The following is an 18,843-nucleotide window of genomic DNA, read 5'->3' as shown; positions in this document are numbered from 1 at the left end:
CGTGCGTTTCAGATACCTTGACCATCCGGATGGTCACGCCATGCGCACGGCTCGGCCATCCCGACGGCCGCGCCATGTTCGTAGCGTCGGCATCCTGGCGATCCCGTCATACGCGTGGTTCCGCCATCTTGATAGCCGTGCCATGTTCGTGGCGTCGGCATCCGTGCGATCCCGCTATGCGCGCGGCGGTCCCGGCGGTTCGCTGTTCCGGCGCGGATATTCCGCGCCGGGGACCGCGGTCGCGCGGGCTATCGCGGCAGGACCTGGGCGAGGCGGTCGAGGGCGGCCAGGCGGTCCGGTTCGGCCGGGATCATGACGACGCTGGTCGCTCCGGCGTCGTGGCGGGCGGCGATCCGGGCCCGCACCTCGTCGGGCGTACCGGCCAGGGCCAACTCGCCGACCCACTCGTCCGGCAGAGTCGCCGCGAATTCCTCCGGGCCCGCTGAGGCCTGGCGGTGGCGGGCGAGCTGCTCGGCGAAGGGCAGCGGCGCCAGGTGCGGCGCCCAGTCCGGTTCGCCGATCGCGGCCAGGCCCGGTCGCACCAGGTCGCGAGCCCCCCGGCCGTCCGCGCCGACCACGGCCGCGTCGTACGTGATGACCTCGAGTTCCCTGGAGCCCAAGTGACCGATGGACGCCTCGACGTAGGGCGGCGCGGCCGGCTCGGCCAGCAGCACGCCGTCAGAGACCTGGCCCGCCAGCGCGATCGACTTGGGCCCGCGCACCCCGAGAACGACCGGCGGGACGACCTCCGGCTTCTCACCGATGACAACGCCCTCGACACGGACGTACCGGCCCGCCTTCGGTCCCGGCTCGCCGCGCAGCAGCGTCCGCAGGGCGACCGTGTACTCCTCGAGCAGCGTCAGCGGGCTGGCCGGCCAGGCGCCGACCTGCCGCATCCAGTCGGGCATGCCGTGGCCGATCCCGGCGATCAGGCGGCCCGGGAACAACTGCGCCAGCGTGCCCAGCTCCATCGCCGCGAAGGCCGCGTTTCGTGCGCCGGCCGGCAGGATCCCGATGCCGACGACGATGCGTGAGGTCGCCGCGAGCACGGCGCCCGCCTGTGCGATGCCGCCCCGGAAGCCGAGGTCCTCCACCACCCACAACTCGTCGAAGCCGAGTTCGTCGGCACGTCGCGCATAGTCGAGCACTTCGTCCACAGGTAGATCCCGCGGCAGCATCACACCGGCACGTGTCACGACGAGCCCCCCTTGAATCCGGTCTTGTCCGCGTCGTTGATCTTACGAAGGACCCGCGCCGGATTTCCCGCGGCGATCACTCCGGCCGGGATCGGCCGTGTGACCACACTGCCCGACCCCACGACCGAGCCGTCACCGATCATCACACCCGGATTGATCGTGACGTCACCACCGACCCAGACCCGGTCACCGATGGTCACCGGCTTCGCATAGCAGCCACCGGCCGCCCGCTCGAACGGGTCGATGGCGTGATTGCTCGTGTAGATGCCGACCCGCGGCCCGAACAGAACGTCGTCACCGATGGTGATCCCACCACCGTCGAGCAGTACGCAGTCGAAGTTGGCGTAGAACCGGTCCCCGACACTGATGTTGAACCCGAACTCGCACCGGAACGTCGGCTCCAAATGACAACCCTCGCCCACACTGCGCAACAAACGCCGCAGAATCGCCTCGCGTGCCGCCTGAGGCTGTCCGAAGCTGTCGTTGTACTCGCCGGTCAGCAACACGGTCCGCTGCCGCGCCTCCACCAGCTCGGGTGTCAGATCGTCATACATCGCGCCGGTCAGAATGTGCGCCCGCTGTTCCTCAAGAGTCACCATCCATGCCTACCGCCTCGCGCCTCCGCACGATCCGGCAGGCTCCTCTTTTGATCACTGATGTGCGCGCTCTGCCTAAGATCGACCCGATGATGAACAGCGATGCGGAACTGGCCCTGGCGGCGGCCGAAGCGGGTGCGGCGGTCGTTCTCGAGCGGTACGGCACTGAGCTGGCGCGTTTCGACAAGGGCCGGGGTGACTTCGCGACCGAGGCCGACGTCCACGCGGAGGAGGCGATCCTCGAGGTGCTGCGCGCGGCTCGGCCCGCGGATGTGATCGTCGGCGAGGAGAGCGGACGCACCGAAGGCGCGACCGAGGTGGGGCCCAAGACCGGGGCAGGCCGGGAGTGGCTGGTCGACCCGCTGTGCGGAACGCTCAACTACGCAGCCCGCACCATGCTCGTATCCGTCAATGTCGCGCTGCGCAGCGCCGGCCGAGCGGTGGCGGCCGCCAGTGCGGACCCGTTCGCGGGCGAGGTGTTCTGGACGGACGGGGAGCACGCCTACGCCCGGCGCGGCGGGCACGACGAACGCCTGATGCCCGACGGCTCCACCGATCTCGTCGACCTCAACCTTGACCCGCCGTTCCCGAACGCCCCCGGGTTCCGGGCGGCCCGCCTGCTGATGGACGACCGTTTCACCGTCCGGTTCCGCCCGCGCGTCATCTCGAGCACCCTGGCCGTGGCCTGGGTCGCCGCCGGCCGCCGAGCCGCCTACGTCACCGACGGCCACTTGTCCGACAGCGTCCACTTCGCCGCCGGTATCGCAATATGCGAGAGCGCCGGCTGCGTAGTGACCAGCCTCGACGGCAGGCCGCCGCACACCGGACGGCAAGGCCTGATCGTGGCGGCGGACCGTGACACTCACTCGGCTTTGCTGGCCCTGATCGCCTGACTTAGCGGTTACCCGACACGGACGACCACCTCCGAGGCTCGTCGTGTTCACTTGCCGATCGGAGGTCGCTCGGCCCCCGGCGATGGCGCTTCGACGCGCCGACTGTCTTCGCCGCTGTCGGCATCAGGTGTTCGAAAGCTTCAGCCGCATCGCGGGGTCGGCGGTGAGGACGAAGCCCTGTGAGGTGTAGAGCGGTAAGCCGTCTGCGCTCGCGCGCAGGTCGACCATTCCGGCGCCCTGAGCGCGGAACCATTCGATCAGCGCGAAGGTGCAGGCGCGCGCATAGCCACGGCGGCGATGCGCGGGGTCGGTCGCGACGTTGAACATGTAACCGACCAGGCCGTGGGGATTGCGGGGACCGCCCAGTCGCTCCTCGACGATGCCGACAGCGCACGCCGCAAGCCGGCCGCCGGCGTCGGGCTGGTCGACGACGAAGCCGGCCATCGACGGCTTCTCCTCGGCCAGCCGCCGCAGCAAGATGCCGCGAGCCGCATCGCGCCAGCCGTTGTCGTCGGAGTCGTCGTCGACGCCGAACAGCACGCCCCGCAGCCGTACCAGCTCTTCCGCATCGTCCACCGTGGCCCGCCGCGCGTTGATCATGACTCGAGCGTAGTGAGCGTCCTTCGGGCGGGACACCGATTAAGCGCCGCCCAAGACGTCCGGGAATGGCCGGCCGGCCGGCGAGGCGCGAGCGCCGTCGCGCGTTCGTGCGCCTCGAGCGTTCGTGCGTTCGTTCGCTTCGCGCGTTGCTCGAAAGCGTCCATATGTGCGCGACCGCTGGTGCAGCGTTGCGTGCGGGTGCGACTAGGCCGGTCCGGCAGCACGCGGGCGTCGGCGACGCATGATCGCCGCGGCTCGGCGGCCGCGGCGATCGGAAGCGTGGGTCAGGCCAGGCCCAGGCCTCGGCGGCCGGTCTCGTTCAGGTCGGCCTCGGTGAAGCGGTTCGACCAGGCACGCTCGTAGTGCTCGGCCGGGAAGTCGGAGGGGCTGGAGCCGGTCAGAAAGGCCTCGCGGACGTTCGCGGCGTAGACCTCGTTGCGCGGGCACCACGGGGCGGCCGGGATGTACATGACGTTGCCCCAGCCCTTCTGGTCCTGGACGGGGGCGACGCTGTGGATCATGTCGCAGTGCCACCAGACGGAGTCGCCCGCCTGGACGTCGGGGATGCCGGCCAGGGCCTCCATGAGCAGGCCGTGCCATTTGTCGCTGGCCGGGAAAACTTGGTTGACGGTGACGCCGCACATGTCGTCCTCGGGCACGTCGCTCAGCAGCGGGCGCAGCATCAGGTAGGCCATCGCGCCCGGGATCGGCACGGTGTGCAGCACGCCTTGGTCGTGCGCCATGTCGGACAACGCCGTCCAACCTTGGAACGTGCGGAACGCCGAGCACATGGTCGAGCCCGGGTACTGCGGACCGGACGTGCGGTAGGCCGCGTCCCACGGGTCGTACTTCTCCACATCCCCGTTGAACAGGTGACGGAAGGCCTGTTGATAAGCCTCGGTCATCCACAGATCGAGCGTGCCGGGGTCGAGATGCGTCCCCAGGCCGGCCGAGTCGGCGCCCTCGGGACGGCGGCGGATGCGGTCGGGGTAGAGCGAGTCGCGGGACGGGTCGAACCACTGCACACCCTCCGAGGTGTGCTTCCACTGGCTGTTGAGGAACGCCTGCACGCGGGCCATGCGGTCGCTCTGCCGGGCCTCCATCTGCGCGTGCGACCAGTAGATCGGGTAGATCTCGGGCTTCGAGCCGACGCTGCCGAAGAAGTCGTCGCCGGGGCCGCGGTAGTCCTCGAAGAAGTTGTTGTCCTCGACGTACCGCACGATGCCGGCGTCCCAATCCAGGGCCTGCGACCGCTCGAAGTGACCGCGCACGACCAGGCACCCGCGCTTGCGCAGCAAGGCGACGTCGGCCGGGCTCACGGCACCGGACTCGATGTCCTTGTAGTCGATGACCGGCCAGATGGTCTCGCCACGCGAGCGGGCGGCGCTGATCTCGGCAACCTCCGCGGCGATGGAGCGCTCGACGACGGCGAAAACCTCTTCCGCCGTACGGCCGGAGGCAGCGATCTGCTGTCGGAGCGCAGCCTTGATCTGGCGGATGGCGGCGGGCAGGTCGGCGGGCGTCTCCTCCCAGTGGGGAAGCGGCATGGCGGGTCTCCTTCTAGTCATGGCCCCTAACTAGAAAGCACCGTAATGCCCCTCGCCCTTTCTAGGCAAGAGCCCTGACTAGAATGGCGCTGTGGATCCGGCCAAGCCCTCCCAGGAGTTGTTGCGCTCGCTGACAGACGAGCACGTGCTGCGCGCGCTGATGCGATATCGCCGTCTGACGCGTGCGGAGTTGGCCGCCGAAACCGGCATCTCGAAGCCCACCGCCGGCGAGAGCGTGCGCCGCCTGGTCGAGGCGGGTCTTGTGGTCGACACGGGCCAACGCACTCCGGGCGGTCGCGGGCGAGGGCGGGTCGGCTCGTATTACTCGCTGGCCCCGGACGTGGGCGCCGCGCTGGCCGTCAGCATCGCGCCCGAGGGCGTGGTGGCCGAAAGCATCAACGCGTACGGCGATCTGGTCGCCCGCGCTGAGGAGCCGATCGGCCGTCCCGCCCGTCCCGACGACGTGACCGCCGCCTTGGTCCGAGCCGTCGACCAAGTGCGCGATCTCGTCGAGGCGAGTCAGGAGGCCGAATTCCGCGCGAGCGGCATCCGGCCCCGGGTGGCGGTGGTCAGTGCCGCGGATCCGGTGGATCGGGGGACGGGGCGGCTGTTGCAGTTGCCGGATGCGCCGTTTCTGCTGGGCGAGATCGACCCGGTGGGGGTGCTGGCGGGGCGCGTCAGTGGGGTCGTTCATGTGGACAACGACGTCAACTGGGCGGCCGAGGCGGAGCGGGCGGCTATGCCGGTGGACGACTTCGCCTATGTGTATCTGGATGAGGGGCTTGGCTGCGCCATCGTCAGTGACGGGGAAGTCCGGCGAGGACGGCGCGGGGTGGCCGGCGAGGTGGCTCATCTGATCACCGTGGGGCCCGGGGGATGGGCGATGCCGTTGATCGAAGTGTTCGGTGAACTTGGTCTGCGGCGCCGGAACTCCACGGCTATCGACGTGGATTTGCTGCTCGAGAAGCGGCCGGCCGAGGTCGTAGTTGCGGTCGGTGGACTGATCGCGGCGCTGGCTACGCTCATCGACCCTGAGGTGGTGGTCGTCGGCGGGCGGTGGGGGACGCATCTGGTCGAAGCGATCGCCGGGGAGGTGTCACGCTCGCCTCGGCCGGTGCGGGTGCGGGCGGCGGCCGTGGAGTTCGAGCCTTCGCTGGCCGGCGCGCGCGCCGATGCCCTCCACCGTCTGCGCGAGCTGATCGTCGCCCGTTAGATATGGGCAACTTCGGCAGAATCAGCCGACCGCGGTGTGCAGCGCGCTCGAGCTGAAAGGTGGCCGTTGGGGCGGACACGAAGTTGAATCGGCCCTGGTTGACCGTGGTGTGCGGCGCGCTCGAGCTGAAAGGTGGCCGTTGGGGCGGACGCGACGTGGAATCGGCCGTGTCTGACCGCGGCGTGCGGCGCACTCGAGCTGAAAGGTGGCCGTTGGGGCGGACGCGATGTCGGAACGGCCCTGGCCGGCCGCGGCGTGCGGCACGCTCTCTTCGACGTAGCGCAAGGCCGACGTCTCGTTGTGGGCGTTCCACAGTCGGTCGGCGCCCGGCTTGGAAGGGCGCGCTTGCGGGACGGGCGGTGCGGCTAGGAGCCGATTAGCTGGGGGATGCGGCCGAAGAGTTGCGTGGTGTAGGTGATCATCTCGTGGAGCATCCAGTTGCCCGAGAAGAGGAGGGCTGCGCAGACTGCGGCGGCCTTGGGGACGAAGGACAAGGTTGCTTCCTGGATCTGGGTCACCGACTGGAACAGGGAGATGGCGAAGCCGACCGCCAGGGCGGTCAGCAGGACCGGCGCGCACATCTTGGCGGCGATGGTCATGGCGCCCAGGCCCAGTTCGATGATCATTGTGTCGGTCATATCCCTCTGTTCGGGCGTTTCGGCGCACGTTGGAGAGCAGACCGGTTGCAGTTCGGTGAGACTCGGGCCGGAACGCTCAGGTCCGCCCGGCCCGACCGTACGTCGCGACCTGCTCGAACCGGGACGAAAGATGGGTCGACGCTCGCGCCCCGCGATTGGGGGCGGGCGGCCTGATCGGCAAGCCCGGGCGGGTCAAGACGAGGGCGCTTGGCCGGCGTCATCGGTGGCCGGTCAGGGCGGCGGCGGGCCGGGTCGGCTGGTCAGACGACCGAGAACTTGTCGGGCAGCGGCGTACGGCCGGTCAGGGCGCTCAGCACAGCGGAACCCTCGCCCAGCGCGACGGCGATGCGCGTGGCGAGCAGAGTGGCCTCCGAGACGGCCGCCGGGTCGAAACCGGCGAGCACACCGGCTGCCGCGGCCACGTCGGAGCCGTGCACGACCAGCTCGAACGTCCGGGTGGGAAGCCAGTCGCGAACGCGCATGCCGCCGACCGGGGTGGTCACCACGTCGTCGTCGCCGACCGCGGCCAACGCCTGGGTGGCTCGGCCGGCCAGTTCGCCTACCGAGCCAAGCAGGTCGGCGGCGGCCCGGCGGGCGTCGTCGCCGGAGGCAGCCACGGCGGCCGCGTACAGCTCGGCGGGCACGTCGCGGACGAAGGCGAAGTAGCCCTCCGGCGCCTCGATGTTGACGGCCCGGGACCCGCCGCCGGTGGCGCCGGGCAGGGACGGCGAGCGCGGAGCCGAGGACGCAGCGGTGGCCAGCACGCCGGGCACCTGCTCCAGCCCCGAGCTGACCGTGTGGCCGATCAGCTCGCGCAGCGTCCACTCGCCGAGGCCGGGACCGTCCAGCCGCTCGGCCGGCACCCGGCTCACGAGGTCGACAAAGGTGACGGCGGCGGAGCGGTACGTCCGGCGGTAGTCCATGCCGCCAATGTAGTCAGGGCCGGCTCACTCGCCGTCGGCCCGGTGGCGGCCGCGGGCGTAGTCGTGCACCGCCGTCTCGTCATCGGACGCCCCGTGCCGCGCCCGGTAACCGGGCGCGCCCGGCTCGGCGTGCGGCCGCGCCGCATCGGAACCGCGAGCGAAACCGTGCGGCTGGGCGGCATCGGAACCACGAGTGAGACCGTGCGGTTGGGCGGCATCGGAACCACGAGTGAGACCGTGCGGCTGGGCGGCATCTGAACCACGAGCGAGACCGTGCGGCTGGGCGGCATCGGAACCACGAGCGAGACCGTGCGGCTGGGCGGCATCGGAACCACGAGCGAGACCGTGCGGCTGGGCGGCGTCGAATGCATGAGCGGGCCCCGGCTCGGCGTGCGGCCGCGGTGCGTCAAAACCATGAGCGGAGCCAGGACCCGCCGAGCGAAGGGGCAGATCGGTGGCGGGTGGGGGCTGGGGCAGGCCGGACGGCCGGGGCGGCCGCGGTTCGGCCTCCACCGGGTACTCGCCCAGCCCTGACGGCGGCAGGCCGGACGGCATCGGACTAGCGGCGGAACCCCCGGCGGAACTCCCGGCGGCCTTCTTCTCGGGGGTGGGCGCCGACGGGTCGAGTGGCGGCGGCGGGGTTGGGAACGGCTGGCGTTCGGCCGAGGCGGGGGGCGGACCCGCGTACGGCGGGGAACTGTGGTCTTCTTCGAGGCGCTTCATTTTGACCCGGGAGCGGCGGCGCGCGACCACGGCCACCGCCAGCCCGAGCGCCGGCGTCGCGAAGACGAACCACGACATGAACGGCGACTCGGGGGCGACGACCATCAGGTAGCCGGCGTACCCCAGGAACGCCAGGCCGAGCAGCACGTCGAGCACGCGCAGCACCAGGCCCTGGCCGAGCCCGAGCACGGCCAGGATCAGGAACAGCAGGCCCGCGGCGGCCAGCGCCCCGGCGTACCAGAGAAACTCGCCGTCCGACATGCCCTCATTGTCCGGAAACTAGGGCGTTACCGGCGCCATTTCTGGTTCAGCCACCCGTTGCAGTCCCATACCTGCACCCTTGTCCCGTTCCGGGTGCCGCCGGCGATGTCCTCGTCCAGGCAGCGGTCGTCGTGCCGGCTAGTTATCGTGCCGTCGCCGTTGACGTTCCACTTCTGGTTGAGGCCGCCGTTGCACTTCCACAGCTGCACCTTGGTGCCGTTGCCGGTGCCGGCGGCGATGTCGAGGTCGAGGCAGCGCCCGTCCCACGAGCTGCGGATGGTGCCGTCCTTGTAGAAGGTCCAGCTCTGGTTGCTGCCGCCCGCGATGCACTGCCACATCTGCACCGTGGTGCCGTTGTGGGCGGGGCGGGAGTTGTCGGCGTCGAGGCACCGGTTGTCGTTCCGGTTGACGAACACGCCGGTCGCGGCGTGGGCCGGACTGACCGCCACGAACAGCGACGACGCCACCAGGGCAGCCGCGAAGATCTTGGAAACCGCGCGCATGAGAGCCTTCTTTTGTTGTATGCGGCGGGGGGTCGATTCACCCTAGGCGCGTTTGCGCAGCCCCGAGCGGGGAACGACAAACTCATGCCTGCACGTGAGGACATGCCGTCGACCCTGAAGCGTTCGCCGAAGAAGGCGCAGGAGACGTACGCGAAGACGCACGACTCGGCCGTCGAGCAGTACGGCGAGGGCGAGCGCGCGCATCGCACCGCCTTCTCGGCCGTCAAGCACTCGTTCGAGAAGGTCGGCGACCACTGGGAGCCCAAGGAAGAGAAGGGCCCGAGCGACAAGAAGGCGGCCGGCGGCCGGGACACCAAGGCCGAGACGGCCGGCGGGGTGGACGCCAACGCCAGCAAGGCCCACCTGATGGATGTGGCCAAGCGGCTCGACGTCACCGGTCGTTCCCGCATGACCAAGGCGGAGCTGGTCGAGGCCATCCAGAAGGCCAACGCGCGGGAGTCGCGTCGTAGCCTGAAGAAATGAGTCTTGATCGTTTCGTTGAGGCCCAGAACGGCACGTACGAGGATGCCCGGGCCGAGCTGATGGCGGGCCGCAAGCGCACGCACTGGATGTGGTTCATCTTCCCGCAGCTCAGCGGCCTGGGTTCGAGCCCGACGGCGCAGCACTACGCCATCCGCGACCTCGACGAGGCCCGGGACTACCTCGCGCACCCCGTCCTCGGCCCGCGCCTGCTCGAGCTGGCCGCCTTACTGGCGAAGACCGAGGGGACTGCCGAGAAGATCTTCGGCTACCCCGACGACCTGAAGCTGCGCTCGTCGATGACTCTGTTCCGTGCGGCGGCGGACGACCCGGCGCCGTTCCAGCAGGTCATCGACCACTTCTACGACGGCCCCGACCAGCGCACGCTGGAGCTGCTGAACCGTTGATACCGTGCCCCGATGAAGACCCACGGGGAAGCCGTCGCCGCCGCCACCGAACTCGCCGCCGCCCTGGCCCCGGGCGCGATCGACCGTGACCGCAACGGCGCCGATGTCGTGCCGCACGAAGCCCTCGGCCTGCTGGACGGCTCCGGTCTGCTGGCGCTCACCGTGCCGGCCGAGGACGGCGGGCCCGGCCTGGGTCCGTCCACACTGGCCGAGGTGACCCGGCTGATCGCCGCCGCCGATCCCGCGATCGCCCAGGTGCCGCAGGCCCACTTCCTGCTGGTCGACGTGCTGGCCGTGCACGGCGACGACAATCTGCGCAAGCGGCTCTACGCCGAGGTGCTGGCCGGGCGCCGGATCGGCAACGCGCTGGCCGAGCGGGGCGGCAAGCACGCGCAAGACCTGAAGACCCGGGTGGCCGGCGGCCGGCTGAACGGCGTCAAGTACTACACCACGGGCGCCCTGACCAGCGCCTGGATCGCGGTGAGCGCGATCGGCGAGGACGGGCGGCTCGTGCTCGCCTTTGTGCCGCGCGACGCGCCGGGCGTGGAGGTCGGCACCGACTGGGACGTGATCGGGCAGCGGGCCACGATCAGCGGCACCGCCACCTTCACCGACGTGCCGGTCGAGTTCGCCCTCGACTACAGCCGCGCCTACGAGGTGCCGCAGCAGCTTGGGGCGCGCGCCCAACTGGTGCACGCTGCCATCGAGGTCGGCATCGCCGGTGGCGCCCTGGCCGACGCCCGCGCCTATCTGCGCGAGAAGGCCCGACCCTCGACCGAGGCCGTACGGGCCGGGGCCACCGCCGCCGTCGGGGATCCGCACGTCATGTACCGCTACGGCCGGCTGGCCACCCGGGTGCGTGCGGCCGAAGCCCTGCTGGCCGACGCCGCCCGCACTCTGGACGAGATCGGGCGGGTGCCGGCCGACGCCGAGGCTGCCGCCCGCGGTTCGCTGGCGGTGGCCGCGGCCAAGGCCTTCGGCAGCGAGGTGGCGGTGGAGGCGGGCTCGGAGCTCTTCGCGTTGTGCGGCACTAGTTCGGCCGCGAGCAAGTACGACCTGGACCGCCACTGGCGCAATGCCCGCACCCACAGCGTGCACGACCCGGTCGACTGGAAGTACCACCACCTGGCCGCCTGGGAACTGAGCGACACTCAACCCCCGAACCACGGCCAGCTGTAGCCGACGAGACACCACCGGCGTCGATACGTTAAGTTCCTCCGTCAGGATCGGGCGGAGGGCGGCGGGGCGATGGTCGACATCGAGGCGAGGGAGTCGGTGCGGGTCTCCCGGGTCGACACGGTGATGGCGGCGGCGATCGTGCTCACCGTCGACGCGGTGGTGCTGCTGGCGGTGGCCGTGATCGGCGTGCCCCTGCTGATGCTCTTCTTCGGCGACGAGAACGGCACCTGGGGACGGCTGTGGCCGCTCATCGTCTCGTGGGTCGTCGCAGTGGTGCTCGCCGCGCTCTGCGCGACGGCGGTGGCCCGGCTCGCCGGATGGGGCTCTTTCTCGGTGCGGCGGATCAGCACCGGCGCGGCCGTCGCCGTGGCGGTTACCGCCGCCGTGCTGGCCGCCGGCTCGATCGGCTCGAACCCGGGCTGGCTGCTGCTCGGCCTGCCCTTCGCCGTGGCCAACCTGGCCGCCGCCCTCGTCTTCGCCGGGCCCGAGCGGGCGACTGCGGCGGCCGACCGCTTCCCGCGCTTCACCCCGGCCGCGCCGGTCGAAACGGTGGACGAGGCGGCCTACGCGCGCCCCGAGGAGACCGAGGAGCCGGACCCCGTACGCACGCACGACACCATCGACCTGCTCGCGCACTCGCCGCGCCCGCCGCGGAAGGCGCCCCGCAAGCGCGGCCCGGCCGCCCTGCGCACCCTCACCGGCGTGCAACTGCCCCGCCGGGCCCGCCGCCCTCATTCGCGCAGCGACAAGCGGGCCACCCGCTCGAGCCGCTCGCGATAGGCGGACCACCACTGCTTGTCGCCCGGCGGCAGGTTGCTGTGGGACGCCCGCACCCCCACCGATTCGTCGATCAGCTCGCGCACGATGTCGGCGTGCCCCGCGTGCCGGGCCGCCTCGGCGATCATGTGGGCCAGGATCTGGTGCAGCGTCACCGCGGCCCGCTCGGCCGGCCACCACGGGACCCGCCCGGGCGCGTCGAGCGGCAGTTCGGCGATGGTTTTGTCGCTGTGGGCCCAGACGCGCCGGTAGAGGTCGACGATCTGCTCGCGCGACTCGGACTCGGTGGCCCACATGTCGGCGTTGTCCTCGGCGTCGTCGGCGATCCACGGCATCGGCTCGGGGAAGGGGCGGCCGAAGGTCTCGCCGAAGTAGCCCGCCTCGACGCTCGCGACGTGTTTGACCAGCCCGAGCAGATTGGTGCCGGTGGGCACCAGCGGGCGGCGGACGTCGTAGTCGGACAGCCCGTCGAGCTTCCACAGCAGCGCCTCGCGCGCCTGCTGCAGGTAGTGGACAAGATCGGTCTTGGGGTCGAAGCTCACCATGGAGCTGAGCTTTCCATCACCGTACGACAGAAAAGGTTCGCCGCCGGCGGCGCGCGGGAAAGGGCACGGCCATGCAACCCGAACCGATCACCCAGGCAGAGTACGAGTCCCAGCTCAACCGGCTGCACGAGCGGCGAGAGGAGCTGGAGGAGTCGGAAAGCACGCTGACCTCGCACGAGCACGGCGGCGGCCTGCCCCACGACGAGCAGAACCGCCTCGAGCGGGTGCGCGGCGAGATCGCCGACGTGCTGCAGCAGATCGGCGACCTGCAGGACCGCTGGGCCGACGCGGGCAACGCCCGGCCGAACCCGGACGGCGCGCTAGGGGAGTAGCCGGTAGGCCGCGAACACCACCGGGTGACTCACCTGGAAGCCGAGCCGCTCGTAGAGCCGGATGGCCGCCGCGTTGTCCGCCGTGACGTGCAGGAACGGCAGATCGCCGTGCTCGAGGATGCCGGCCGCCACGGCCATGGTCAGCCGGGCCCCGAGGCCCTGGCCGCGGAACTCGGGGTCGGTGCAGACCGCGCTGACCTCCGTCCACCCCGGCAGCCGGAACCGCTCGCCGGCCATCGCGACCAGCTTGCCCTCGTGGCGGATGCCCAGGTAACGGCCGAGCTCGACCGTGCGCTTGCCGAACGGGCCCGGCTTGGCGCGGGAGACGAGCTCCAGCATCTCGGGCACGTCGGTCTCGGTCAGCACCACCGCGTCCGGGTCGGGCACGCCGGTCATGGTGTGGCCGGCCATCTGCACGCCGGGGGTGCGGGCGACCGCCTCCCAGCCCGGCGGCGCCTCGATCTCGGGCGCGGTCAGCAGCGCGTACTCGGTCAGCTGGGCCAGGTCGGCCCAGCCGGCCGGGTCGGCCGGGTCGGCCACCGCGCACCAGGGCGCGACGTCGGTCAGGAAGCGGGCGGCGTCACCGGACGCCTCGGCGAAACAGGCCTGCGGCCCCGAGAGGGCGGCCCACACGGGATTCTCCAGCACACCCGAAACCCTGCCGTCTACTGACGGGGATCGCCAGTGAATGAACCGAAATTCAGGCGGCAGGCGACATGACGCCGGGCTGGGGCCGGGCGCTGATCTCGTGCGGCCAGACCGGCTTGGAGAAGAGGAAGCCCTGGCCGTACGGGCAGCCCATGGCGGCCAGCTCGGCGCGCTGGCCCTCGTCCTCGATGCCCTCGGCCACCACGGCCAGGTCGAAGTTGCGGGCCAGGGTGACGATCGCGTCGACCAGCGCCCGCTGCTGCTCGCTGCCGAGGATGTCGTCGATGAACGACTTGTCGACCTTGAGCACGTCGACCGGCATCTGGCGCAGGTAGCTCAGCGACGAGTACCCCGTGCCGAAGTCGTCGATCGCGATCCGCACGCCCAGGGCGCGCAGCTCGCCGAGGTCTTGCCACACCTGGTCGGCGTCGCGCAGCAGCAGGCTCTCGGTGATCTCGAGCAGCAGCCACTCGGGCCGCGCCCCGCTGTCCTCCAGCGCGTCGCGCACCTGGTCGACGAAGCCGGGCGTGCGGAACTGGCGGGCCGAGACGTTGACGCTGACGTACTTGAGCGTGGTGCCGGCCCGCATCCGGGTGAACTCGGTCAGCGCCGCCCGCAGCACCCAGCGGCCGATTTCGACGATCGCCCCGCTTTCTTCGGCCACCTCGATGAAGTGGTACGGGCCGAGCAGTCCGCGGACCGGGTGCTGCCAGCGCACCAGCGCCTCGACGCCGGCCGTCTCGCGGGTCGTGAGGTCGACGATGGGCTGGTACATGACGGCGAACTGCTCGCCGTCGATGGCCTCGTGCAACGCCGTACGGGTCTCGAGCCGCTGCACCATGGCGGTGTGCAGTTCGCTGCGGTACCGCTGCCAGGTGCCCTTGTCGTCGCCCTTGGCCTGGTAGAGGGCGAGGTCGGCATGGCGCAGCAGCTCGGTCGCCGACTCGGCGTCGCGGTTGGTGGCGACGCCGACGCTGGCCGCGCCGCTGACGTTGTGGGTGCCGCCGATGCCGTCCGAGACCTCCACCGGTACGGCGAGGGCGCGCACGATCTCGGCCGCCATCAGCTCGGCCCGGCTCGCGTCCTGGCTCTGCTCGATCAGGATGGCGAACTCGTCGCCGCCCATCCGCGCCGCCGTGTCGGCCACGCCGATGATCGAGGCGATCCGCTCGCCCACGCTGACCAGCAGCTGGTCGCCGACGGCGTGGCCGAGGGTGTCGTTGACGTCCTTGAAGTCGTCGAGGTCGACGAAGAGCACGGCGATGGTGGCGTCGTCCCGGCCGGCCACCGCGAACGACTGCTCGAGCCGGTTGCGGAACAGCACCCGGTTGGCCAGGCCGGTCAGGCCGTCGTGGAACGCCAGGTGGGACAGGTCGTCCTCGAGGCGGCGCTGGTCGGTCACGTCGCGGATGGTCAGCACCAGGCCGCGTACGGTCGGGTCCTCCCGCAGGTCGCGGCCGGTGCACTCGACCTGCAGCAGGCGCCCGTCGGCGCACAGCAGGGCCAGGTCGGCCGCCTCGGCCTGGTCGCGCCCGGCCCGGATGGCGGCCAGCGCGTCGTGCAGGGCGCTGTGGTGGCTGAGGGCGATCAGCGACTCGAGGGACGCGCCGGTCAGGTCGGGGTGGCCGAGCACGGTGTCGGCCGACGGGCTGGCGTACGTGATCCGGTCGTCGCCGTCGACGATGAGGATCACGTCGGACGCGTTCTGGATCAGCGTACGGAAATAGGCCTCGCTGTCGCGGCGGCTGACCTCGCGGGACAGGCCGATGCGCTGCATGACCACCTCGATCTGGCCCAGGAAGGCCTCGACCGAGGGCATCAGCTCGCGCAGGACCGGACCGGAGCCGGCCAGCAGCCCGGCGGCGACCCGGCCGTCACCGGGCAGCGGCATGGTGGCGTACAGGAAATGCTGGAAGTCGCCGGTGACCAGCCCGGGCGGGACCTCGGCCGCCGTGACCAGCCGCAGGCCGGGCTGGTGGGGCACGTCGGCGTCGCAGCTGAGGGTGAACTTGAACGACGAGTCGGCCGGCATCATCGTGGTGATCCCGTCGCGGACGGCCGTGGCCGCCTGCTCCACCGTCGTCGCGGCGAACAGTTCGGCCGCCGCCTGGTGCAGCGCCCGCTCGCGGGCCCGGGCCCGGCGCTGCGAGTCGGCCAGGCCGTTGACCCGGGCCAGCACCAGCAGGAACATCAGGGCCGCGGCGGCCGCGATGACGGGCGCGTCGACGACCCCGCCGCGCAGCTCCTCGACCTGGTGGCCGTTCATCCACTCGACGTACAGGATGGCCGGCGCGACCAGCGCGGCCGTGGCCATCCAGACGATGCGGCTGGTGCCCAGCTCGGCGCCGAGTTGCTGGGGAAGCTTCGCGGTCAGGTCGCGCATCGACGGCATCAGCGCCGTCCAGCCCATGACGGCGTAGAAGACGATCCAGCCCAGGTCGACCGGCCCGCCCAGCGACCAGGCGCTGTTGAGCTGCGACTGGCCGTAGAAGATGTCGCTGATCAGCAGGCCGACCATGGCGATGGTGACCGCGGTGAGCGCCCGCGGCCGCCGGCCCGGGCTGGTCAGCATGCGCAGGGTCATGGCCAGGGCCAGGACGTCGCCCAGCGGGTAGCCGATCGACACCGCCTTCTCGAGAAAGCTCAGCTCGTGCGAGCGGGTGAACGGCGCGATCCAGTAGACCCAGGAGAGCAGGCCGAGGCCGACCGTCGGGACGAGCGCGTCGAGCAGCGCGGCCCGGTTGGCACCGCCGCGAGCCCGTACGAAAAGCAGGAATGCCCCGGTGACCAGCGGGTACACCAGCAGGTAGAGCACGTCGGCGGGACCCGGGAAGCGGGGCTCGTGCCCCGTCCAGACGATGAAGTTGTAGAGCGAGTCGCCGGTGACGAAGCAGGCCAGGCCGGCCGCCAGCAGGTACCAGGGCAGGCGGCGCTCCGGCTTGTTGAGCCGGACGCCGAGCAGGATCACGGCGACGCTGGAGTACCCCAGCAGCGCCCACGTCAGCAGGTGGGCGTTCGGAAAGGCGTAGTAGAACGCGGTGATCACCACGATCCACGCGCCGAAAGCGGCGCGAGCTGCTCGCGTCGTCATCGGCCCTCCTCGCCTTCCGTCACCAGCCGTCCCGTGTTTGATCGGGCGCGCGGGCCCTGGTCTGAGCGAATGGTCCGAGCTACCGCCGCCGGTGAGCGGGGATCGTCACCGTACGGCGGTCTTTGTCGGATTCACTCAGGCTGACCCGACCGAGCGGTCGTGCGCGCCGTCGGCCGAAGGATACGGCGTCGTCGTGCGGCACACACTAGAACGCGGGTTAGTCCCGTATCGACCGGGGAACGGGACCGATCGTGACAACCGATGAGTCGACGCGCTGGAAGGCGCTCACCGTAGCCCTGGTAGCGGGCTTCATGACCTTGCTCGATGTGAGCATCGTCAACGTCGCGCTGCCCTCCATCCGCGACGATCTCCAGCTGAGCCCGGCCGAGCTGCAATGGGTGCTCTCCGGCTACGCGCTCACCTTCGGCCTGCTGCTGGTGCCGGCCGGCCGGTTCGGCGACGCCCGCGGCCGGCGCGACGTCTTCGTGGCCGGGCTGATCCTGTTCACGCTGGCCAGCGCCGCGGCCGGCCTCGCCCAGTCGGCGTTGTGGCTGGTGGTGGCCCGGCTCGTGCAGGGCGCGGCCGCGGGCATCGTCAACCCGCAGGTCTCCGGCCTGATCCAGCAGATGTTCGAGCCCAAGGAGCGCGGCAAGCCGTTCGGCCTGCTGGGCGCCACCATCGGCGTCTCGACCGCGGTCGGCCCGCTGCTGGGCGGCGTGCTCATCGCCACCATCGGCCCGGCCGAGGGGTGGCGCTGGATCTTCTACCTCAACATCCCGATCGGCATCGCCGCGGTCTGGCTGGGCCGCCGGTGGATCCCCGTCGCCACGTCCGAGCGCCGTCGCGAGAGCCTGGACCCGGTGGGCGTGGGCCTGCTCGGTCTCGGCGTGGTGCTGGTGCTGCTGCCGCTGGTGCAGGAGCGCGAGTGGTCGGGCAACGGCAAGTGGCTGCTGGCGGTGGCGGGAGCGCTGGTGCTGGCCGGGTTCGTGGCGTGGGAGCGCTACTACGGGCGGAATCAGACGGCTCTGGTCGAGCTGGGGCTGTTCAAGGTCCGGTCGTACGCGTTGGGCGCGCTCATCGGGCTGCTGTACTTCGCGGGCTTCACGACGATCTTCTTCATCTACACGCTGTACCTGCAGAGCGGGCTCGGCTACAGCGCGCTCGAGGCCGGCCTGGCCATCACGCCGTTCGCGGTCGGCTCGGCCGTCACGGCGGCGATCGGCGGCCGCTTCGTGCAGCGGTTCGGCCGCCACATGGTGGTCGGCGGCCTGGTCGCGGTCATCGCCGGCCTGGTCGCCACGGACATCATGCTCAAGGTGGTGCCCGGTTCCGGCGGCGGCTGGGCGGCGGCGATCCCGCTGCTGGTGGCCGGCGCGGGCAGCGGCTTCGTGATCAGCCCCAACCAGACCCTGACCCTGGCCGAGGTGCCGGTGGCCCGCGCGGGCAGCGCCGGAGCCGTCCTGCAGACCGGCCAGCGCATCGGCACGGCCATGGGCATCGCCGCCGTCGGCTCGTTCTTCTTCAGCCGCCTGGCCTCGAGCCAGGGCGACTGGGGGCCGGCCTTCCGCGGCGCCCTGTGGCTGACGATCGGCTTCGTCGTCGTGGCCCTGGTCGCCGCCCTGGCCGACGTCCTGACGGCCCGCCGTCAGCCCAGCGAGGCGCTCGCCGCCCGCAGCTCGTCCAGGGCCGCGGACGTGTAGGGGGCGAGGCCGCCCGGGGCGTCGCTCTCGGACCAGGCGGCGTAGCCCCGCTTGAACGCCAGCACGCCCAGCTCACCGGCCAGAGCCGCGGTCGGGCCGGGCACGCCGCGGGCGGTCAGCGCCGTGGTCATGGCCTCGGCCAGGCTCACGCTCTTCAGGGCGTCCCGCTCCTGCAGTTCGGCGCTGGTGGCGACGGCCGCCTTGAGCCGGGGGCCGAGCTCGCGGTTCATCGGGCCCATCGTGTCCGACGCCCGCTGCAGGCCGGCCGCGACCGCCTCGAGCGGGCTCGCTCCGGCCGGGGCGTCGGCGATGCCCCCGGCCAGCAGGGTGCGCAGCGTCTCCTGCCCGGCCACCAGCAGCTCGCGCTTGTCGGGGAAGTGCCGGAAGAAGGTGCTCTTCGTGACGCCGGCCCGCTCGGCGATCTGCGCCACGGTGGTGGCGTCGTACCCCTGCTCGGCGAACAAGTCGACCGCGGCCACGACCAGCCGCTCCCGCGCCCCCGGTTCCCATCGCGCCATGGCACCCATCATAGGTGACGGGACTTTGGTCCCATCACCGTGCTAGCGTGACGGGACAAGAGTCCCATCACTG

The 18,843-nt window shown here is 71.2% G+C and carries 20 protein-coding genes; 8 read left to right on the top strand and 12 right to left on the bottom strand.

Features of this window, described 5'->3' with window-relative positions:
- Positions 1 to 248: 248 nt before the first annotated feature.
- Together OWR29_RS36210 and OWR29_RS36205 are read right to left on the bottom strand one after the other, a co-directional pair.
- Entirely contained in the window at positions 249 to 1,196 is a 948-nt protein-coding gene (locus OWR29_RS36210) for an LLM class flavin-dependent oxidoreductase (RefSeq protein ID WP_267567998.1), read from the bottom strand.
- Positions 1,193 to 1,750, bottom strand: coding sequence for a sugar O-acetyltransferase (locus tag OWR29_RS36205; protein ID WP_267568080.1), 558 nt, complete (start codon positions 1,748 to 1,750; stop codon positions 1,193 to 1,195). Before OWR29_RS36205 ends, OWR29_RS36210 begins: the two co-directional genes overlap by 4 nt.
- Before the next feature lie 131 nt (positions 1,751 to 1,881).
- Here OWR29_RS36205 and OWR29_RS36200 point away from each other — a divergent pair, with 131 nt between their 5' ends.
- Positions 1,882 to 2,685, top strand: a complete 804-nt coding sequence (locus OWR29_RS36200; RefSeq protein WP_267567997.1) for an inositol monophosphatase family protein — start codon at positions 1,882 to 1,884, stop codon at positions 2,683 to 2,685.
- A 123-nt stretch (positions 2,686 to 2,808) separates the two neighbouring features.
- Here OWR29_RS36200 and OWR29_RS36195 read toward each other — a convergent pair whose 3' ends face one another.
- Together OWR29_RS36195 and OWR29_RS36190 are read right to left on the bottom strand one after the other, a co-directional pair.
- Entirely contained in the window at positions 2,809 to 3,285 is a 477-nt protein-coding gene (locus OWR29_RS36195) for a GNAT family N-acetyltransferase (RefSeq protein ID WP_267567996.1), read from the bottom strand.
- A gap of 284 nt (positions 3,286 to 3,569) precedes the next feature.
- Positions 3,570 to 4,832: a DUF1479 domain-containing protein gene (locus OWR29_RS36190; protein ID WP_267567995.1), complete on the bottom strand. Its 1,263-nt coding sequence runs from the start codon at positions 4,830 to 4,832 to the stop codon at positions 3,570 to 3,572.
- Positions 4,833 to 4,923: 91 nt separating this feature from the next.
- Between OWR29_RS36190 and OWR29_RS36185 the strand changes: the two genes are divergently transcribed.
- The gene (locus tag OWR29_RS36185; RefSeq protein ID WP_267567994.1) at positions 4,924 to 6,045 is read left to right on the top strand and encodes an ROK family transcriptional regulator; all 1,122 of its coding nucleotides are present in this window, start codon (positions 4,924 to 4,926) and stop codon (positions 6,043 to 6,045) included.
- A 365-nt stretch (positions 6,046 to 6,410) separates the two neighbouring features.
- Here OWR29_RS36185 and fliQ read toward each other — a convergent pair whose 3' ends face one another.
- The 4 genes from fliQ to OWR29_RS36165 all read right to left on the bottom strand — a co-directional run bounded on the left by fliQ (position 6,411) and on the right by OWR29_RS36165 (position 9,093).
- Positions 6,411 to 6,683, bottom strand: a complete 273-nt coding sequence (gene fliQ / locus OWR29_RS36180) for a flagellar biosynthesis protein FliQ (RefSeq protein ID WP_267567993.1) — start codon at positions 6,681 to 6,683, stop codon at positions 6,411 to 6,413.
- A gap of 260 nt (positions 6,684 to 6,943) precedes the next feature.
- Entirely contained in the window at positions 6,944 to 7,606 is a 663-nt protein-coding gene (locus OWR29_RS36175) for a maleylpyruvate isomerase N-terminal domain-containing protein (RefSeq protein WP_267567992.1), read from the bottom strand.
- Between the two features lie 24 nt (positions 7,607 to 7,630).
- Positions 7,631 to 8,590 carry a hypothetical protein gene (locus OWR29_RS36170; RefSeq protein ID WP_267567991.1) on the bottom strand — a complete coding sequence of 320 codons (960 nt, stop codon included), beginning with the start codon at positions 8,588 to 8,590 and terminating at the stop codon, positions 7,631 to 7,633.
- 26 nt (positions 8,591 to 8,616) lie between these two features.
- Positions 8,617 to 9,093 carry an RICIN domain-containing protein gene (locus tag OWR29_RS36165; protein WP_267567990.1) on the bottom strand — a complete coding sequence of 159 codons (477 nt, stop codon included), beginning with the start codon at positions 9,091 to 9,093 and terminating at the stop codon, positions 8,617 to 8,619.
- Positions 9,094 to 9,177: 84 nt separating this feature from the next.
- Between OWR29_RS36165 and OWR29_RS36160 the strand changes: the two genes are divergently transcribed.
- The 4 genes from OWR29_RS36160 (at position 9,178) to OWR29_RS36145 (ending at position 11,939) form a co-directional block, all read left to right on the top strand.
- Complete coding sequence (locus tag OWR29_RS36160) at positions 9,178 to 9,576, top strand: ChaB family protein (RefSeq protein ID WP_267567989.1); 399 nt, start codon at positions 9,178 to 9,180, stop codon at positions 9,574 to 9,576.
- Positions 9,573 to 9,980: a DUF1810 domain-containing protein gene (locus tag OWR29_RS36155; protein ID WP_267567988.1), complete on the top strand. Its 408-nt coding sequence runs from the start codon at positions 9,573 to 9,575 to the stop codon at positions 9,978 to 9,980. The genes OWR29_RS36160 and OWR29_RS36155 overlap by 4 nt, the downstream gene beginning before the upstream one ends.
- 12 nt (positions 9,981 to 9,992) lie before the next feature.
- The gene (locus tag OWR29_RS36150; RefSeq protein ID WP_267567987.1) at positions 9,993 to 11,159 is read left to right on the top strand and encodes an acyl-CoA dehydrogenase family protein; all 1,167 of its coding nucleotides are present in this window, start codon (positions 9,993 to 9,995) and stop codon (positions 11,157 to 11,159) included.
- A 69-nt stretch (positions 11,160 to 11,228) separates the two neighbouring features.
- On the top strand, positions 11,229 to 11,939 hold the full coding sequence (locus tag OWR29_RS36145; protein ID WP_267567986.1) for a hypothetical protein: 711 nt from the start codon (positions 11,229 to 11,231) through the stop codon (positions 11,937 to 11,939).
- On the opposite strand, the gene OWR29_RS36140 is transcribed toward OWR29_RS36145, so the two are convergent.
- Positions 11,891 to 12,481, bottom strand: coding sequence for a DinB family protein (locus OWR29_RS36140; RefSeq protein ID WP_267567985.1), 591 nt, complete (start codon positions 12,479 to 12,481; stop codon positions 11,891 to 11,893). The genes OWR29_RS36145 and OWR29_RS36140 overlap by 49 nt on opposite strands.
- A gap of 71 nt (positions 12,482 to 12,552) precedes the next feature.
- On the opposite strand from OWR29_RS36140, the gene OWR29_RS36135 reads away from it, so the two are divergent.
- On the top strand, positions 12,553 to 12,813 hold the full coding sequence (locus OWR29_RS36135; protein WP_267567984.1) for a hypothetical protein: 261 nt from the start codon (positions 12,553 to 12,555) through the stop codon (positions 12,811 to 12,813).
- Here OWR29_RS36135 and OWR29_RS36130 read toward each other — a convergent pair.
- A complete protein-coding gene (locus tag OWR29_RS36130; RefSeq protein WP_267567983.1) occupies positions 12,802 to 13,461 on the bottom strand; it encodes a GNAT family N-acetyltransferase in 660 nt (219 codons plus the stop codon). The genes OWR29_RS36135 and OWR29_RS36130 overlap by 12 nt on opposite strands.
- Positions 13,462 to 13,513: 52 nt before the next feature.
- Complete coding sequence (locus tag OWR29_RS36125; protein WP_267567982.1) at positions 13,514 to 16,552, bottom strand: putative bifunctional diguanylate cyclase/phosphodiesterase; 3,039 nt, start codon at positions 16,550 to 16,552, stop codon at positions 13,514 to 13,516.
- A 251-nt stretch (positions 16,553 to 16,803) separates the two neighbouring features.
- Between OWR29_RS36125 and OWR29_RS36120 the strand changes: the two genes are divergently transcribed.
- Positions 16,804 to 18,252, top strand: a complete 1,449-nt coding sequence (locus OWR29_RS36120; RefSeq protein WP_267567981.1) for an MFS transporter — start codon at positions 16,804 to 16,806, stop codon at positions 18,250 to 18,252.
- On the opposite strand, the gene OWR29_RS36115 is transcribed toward OWR29_RS36120, so the two are convergent.
- Complete coding sequence (locus OWR29_RS36115) at positions 18,198 to 18,770, bottom strand: TetR/AcrR family transcriptional regulator (protein ID WP_267567980.1); 573 nt, start codon at positions 18,768 to 18,770, stop codon at positions 18,198 to 18,200. The two genes, OWR29_RS36120 and OWR29_RS36115, sit on opposite strands and share 55 nt — an antisense overlap.
- Between the last annotated feature and the right edge of the window lie 73 nt (positions 18,771 to 18,843).

Origin of the sequence: Paractinoplanes pyxinae, from assembly GCF_026626335.1 — a bacterium.
Classification (GTDB): Bacteria; Actinomycetota; Actinomycetes; order Mycobacteriales; family Micromonosporaceae; genus Actinoplanes; species Actinoplanes pyxinae.
Note: the sequence above shows the minus strand (reverse complement) of the source record. Positions and strands in the feature narration are given on the sequence as shown.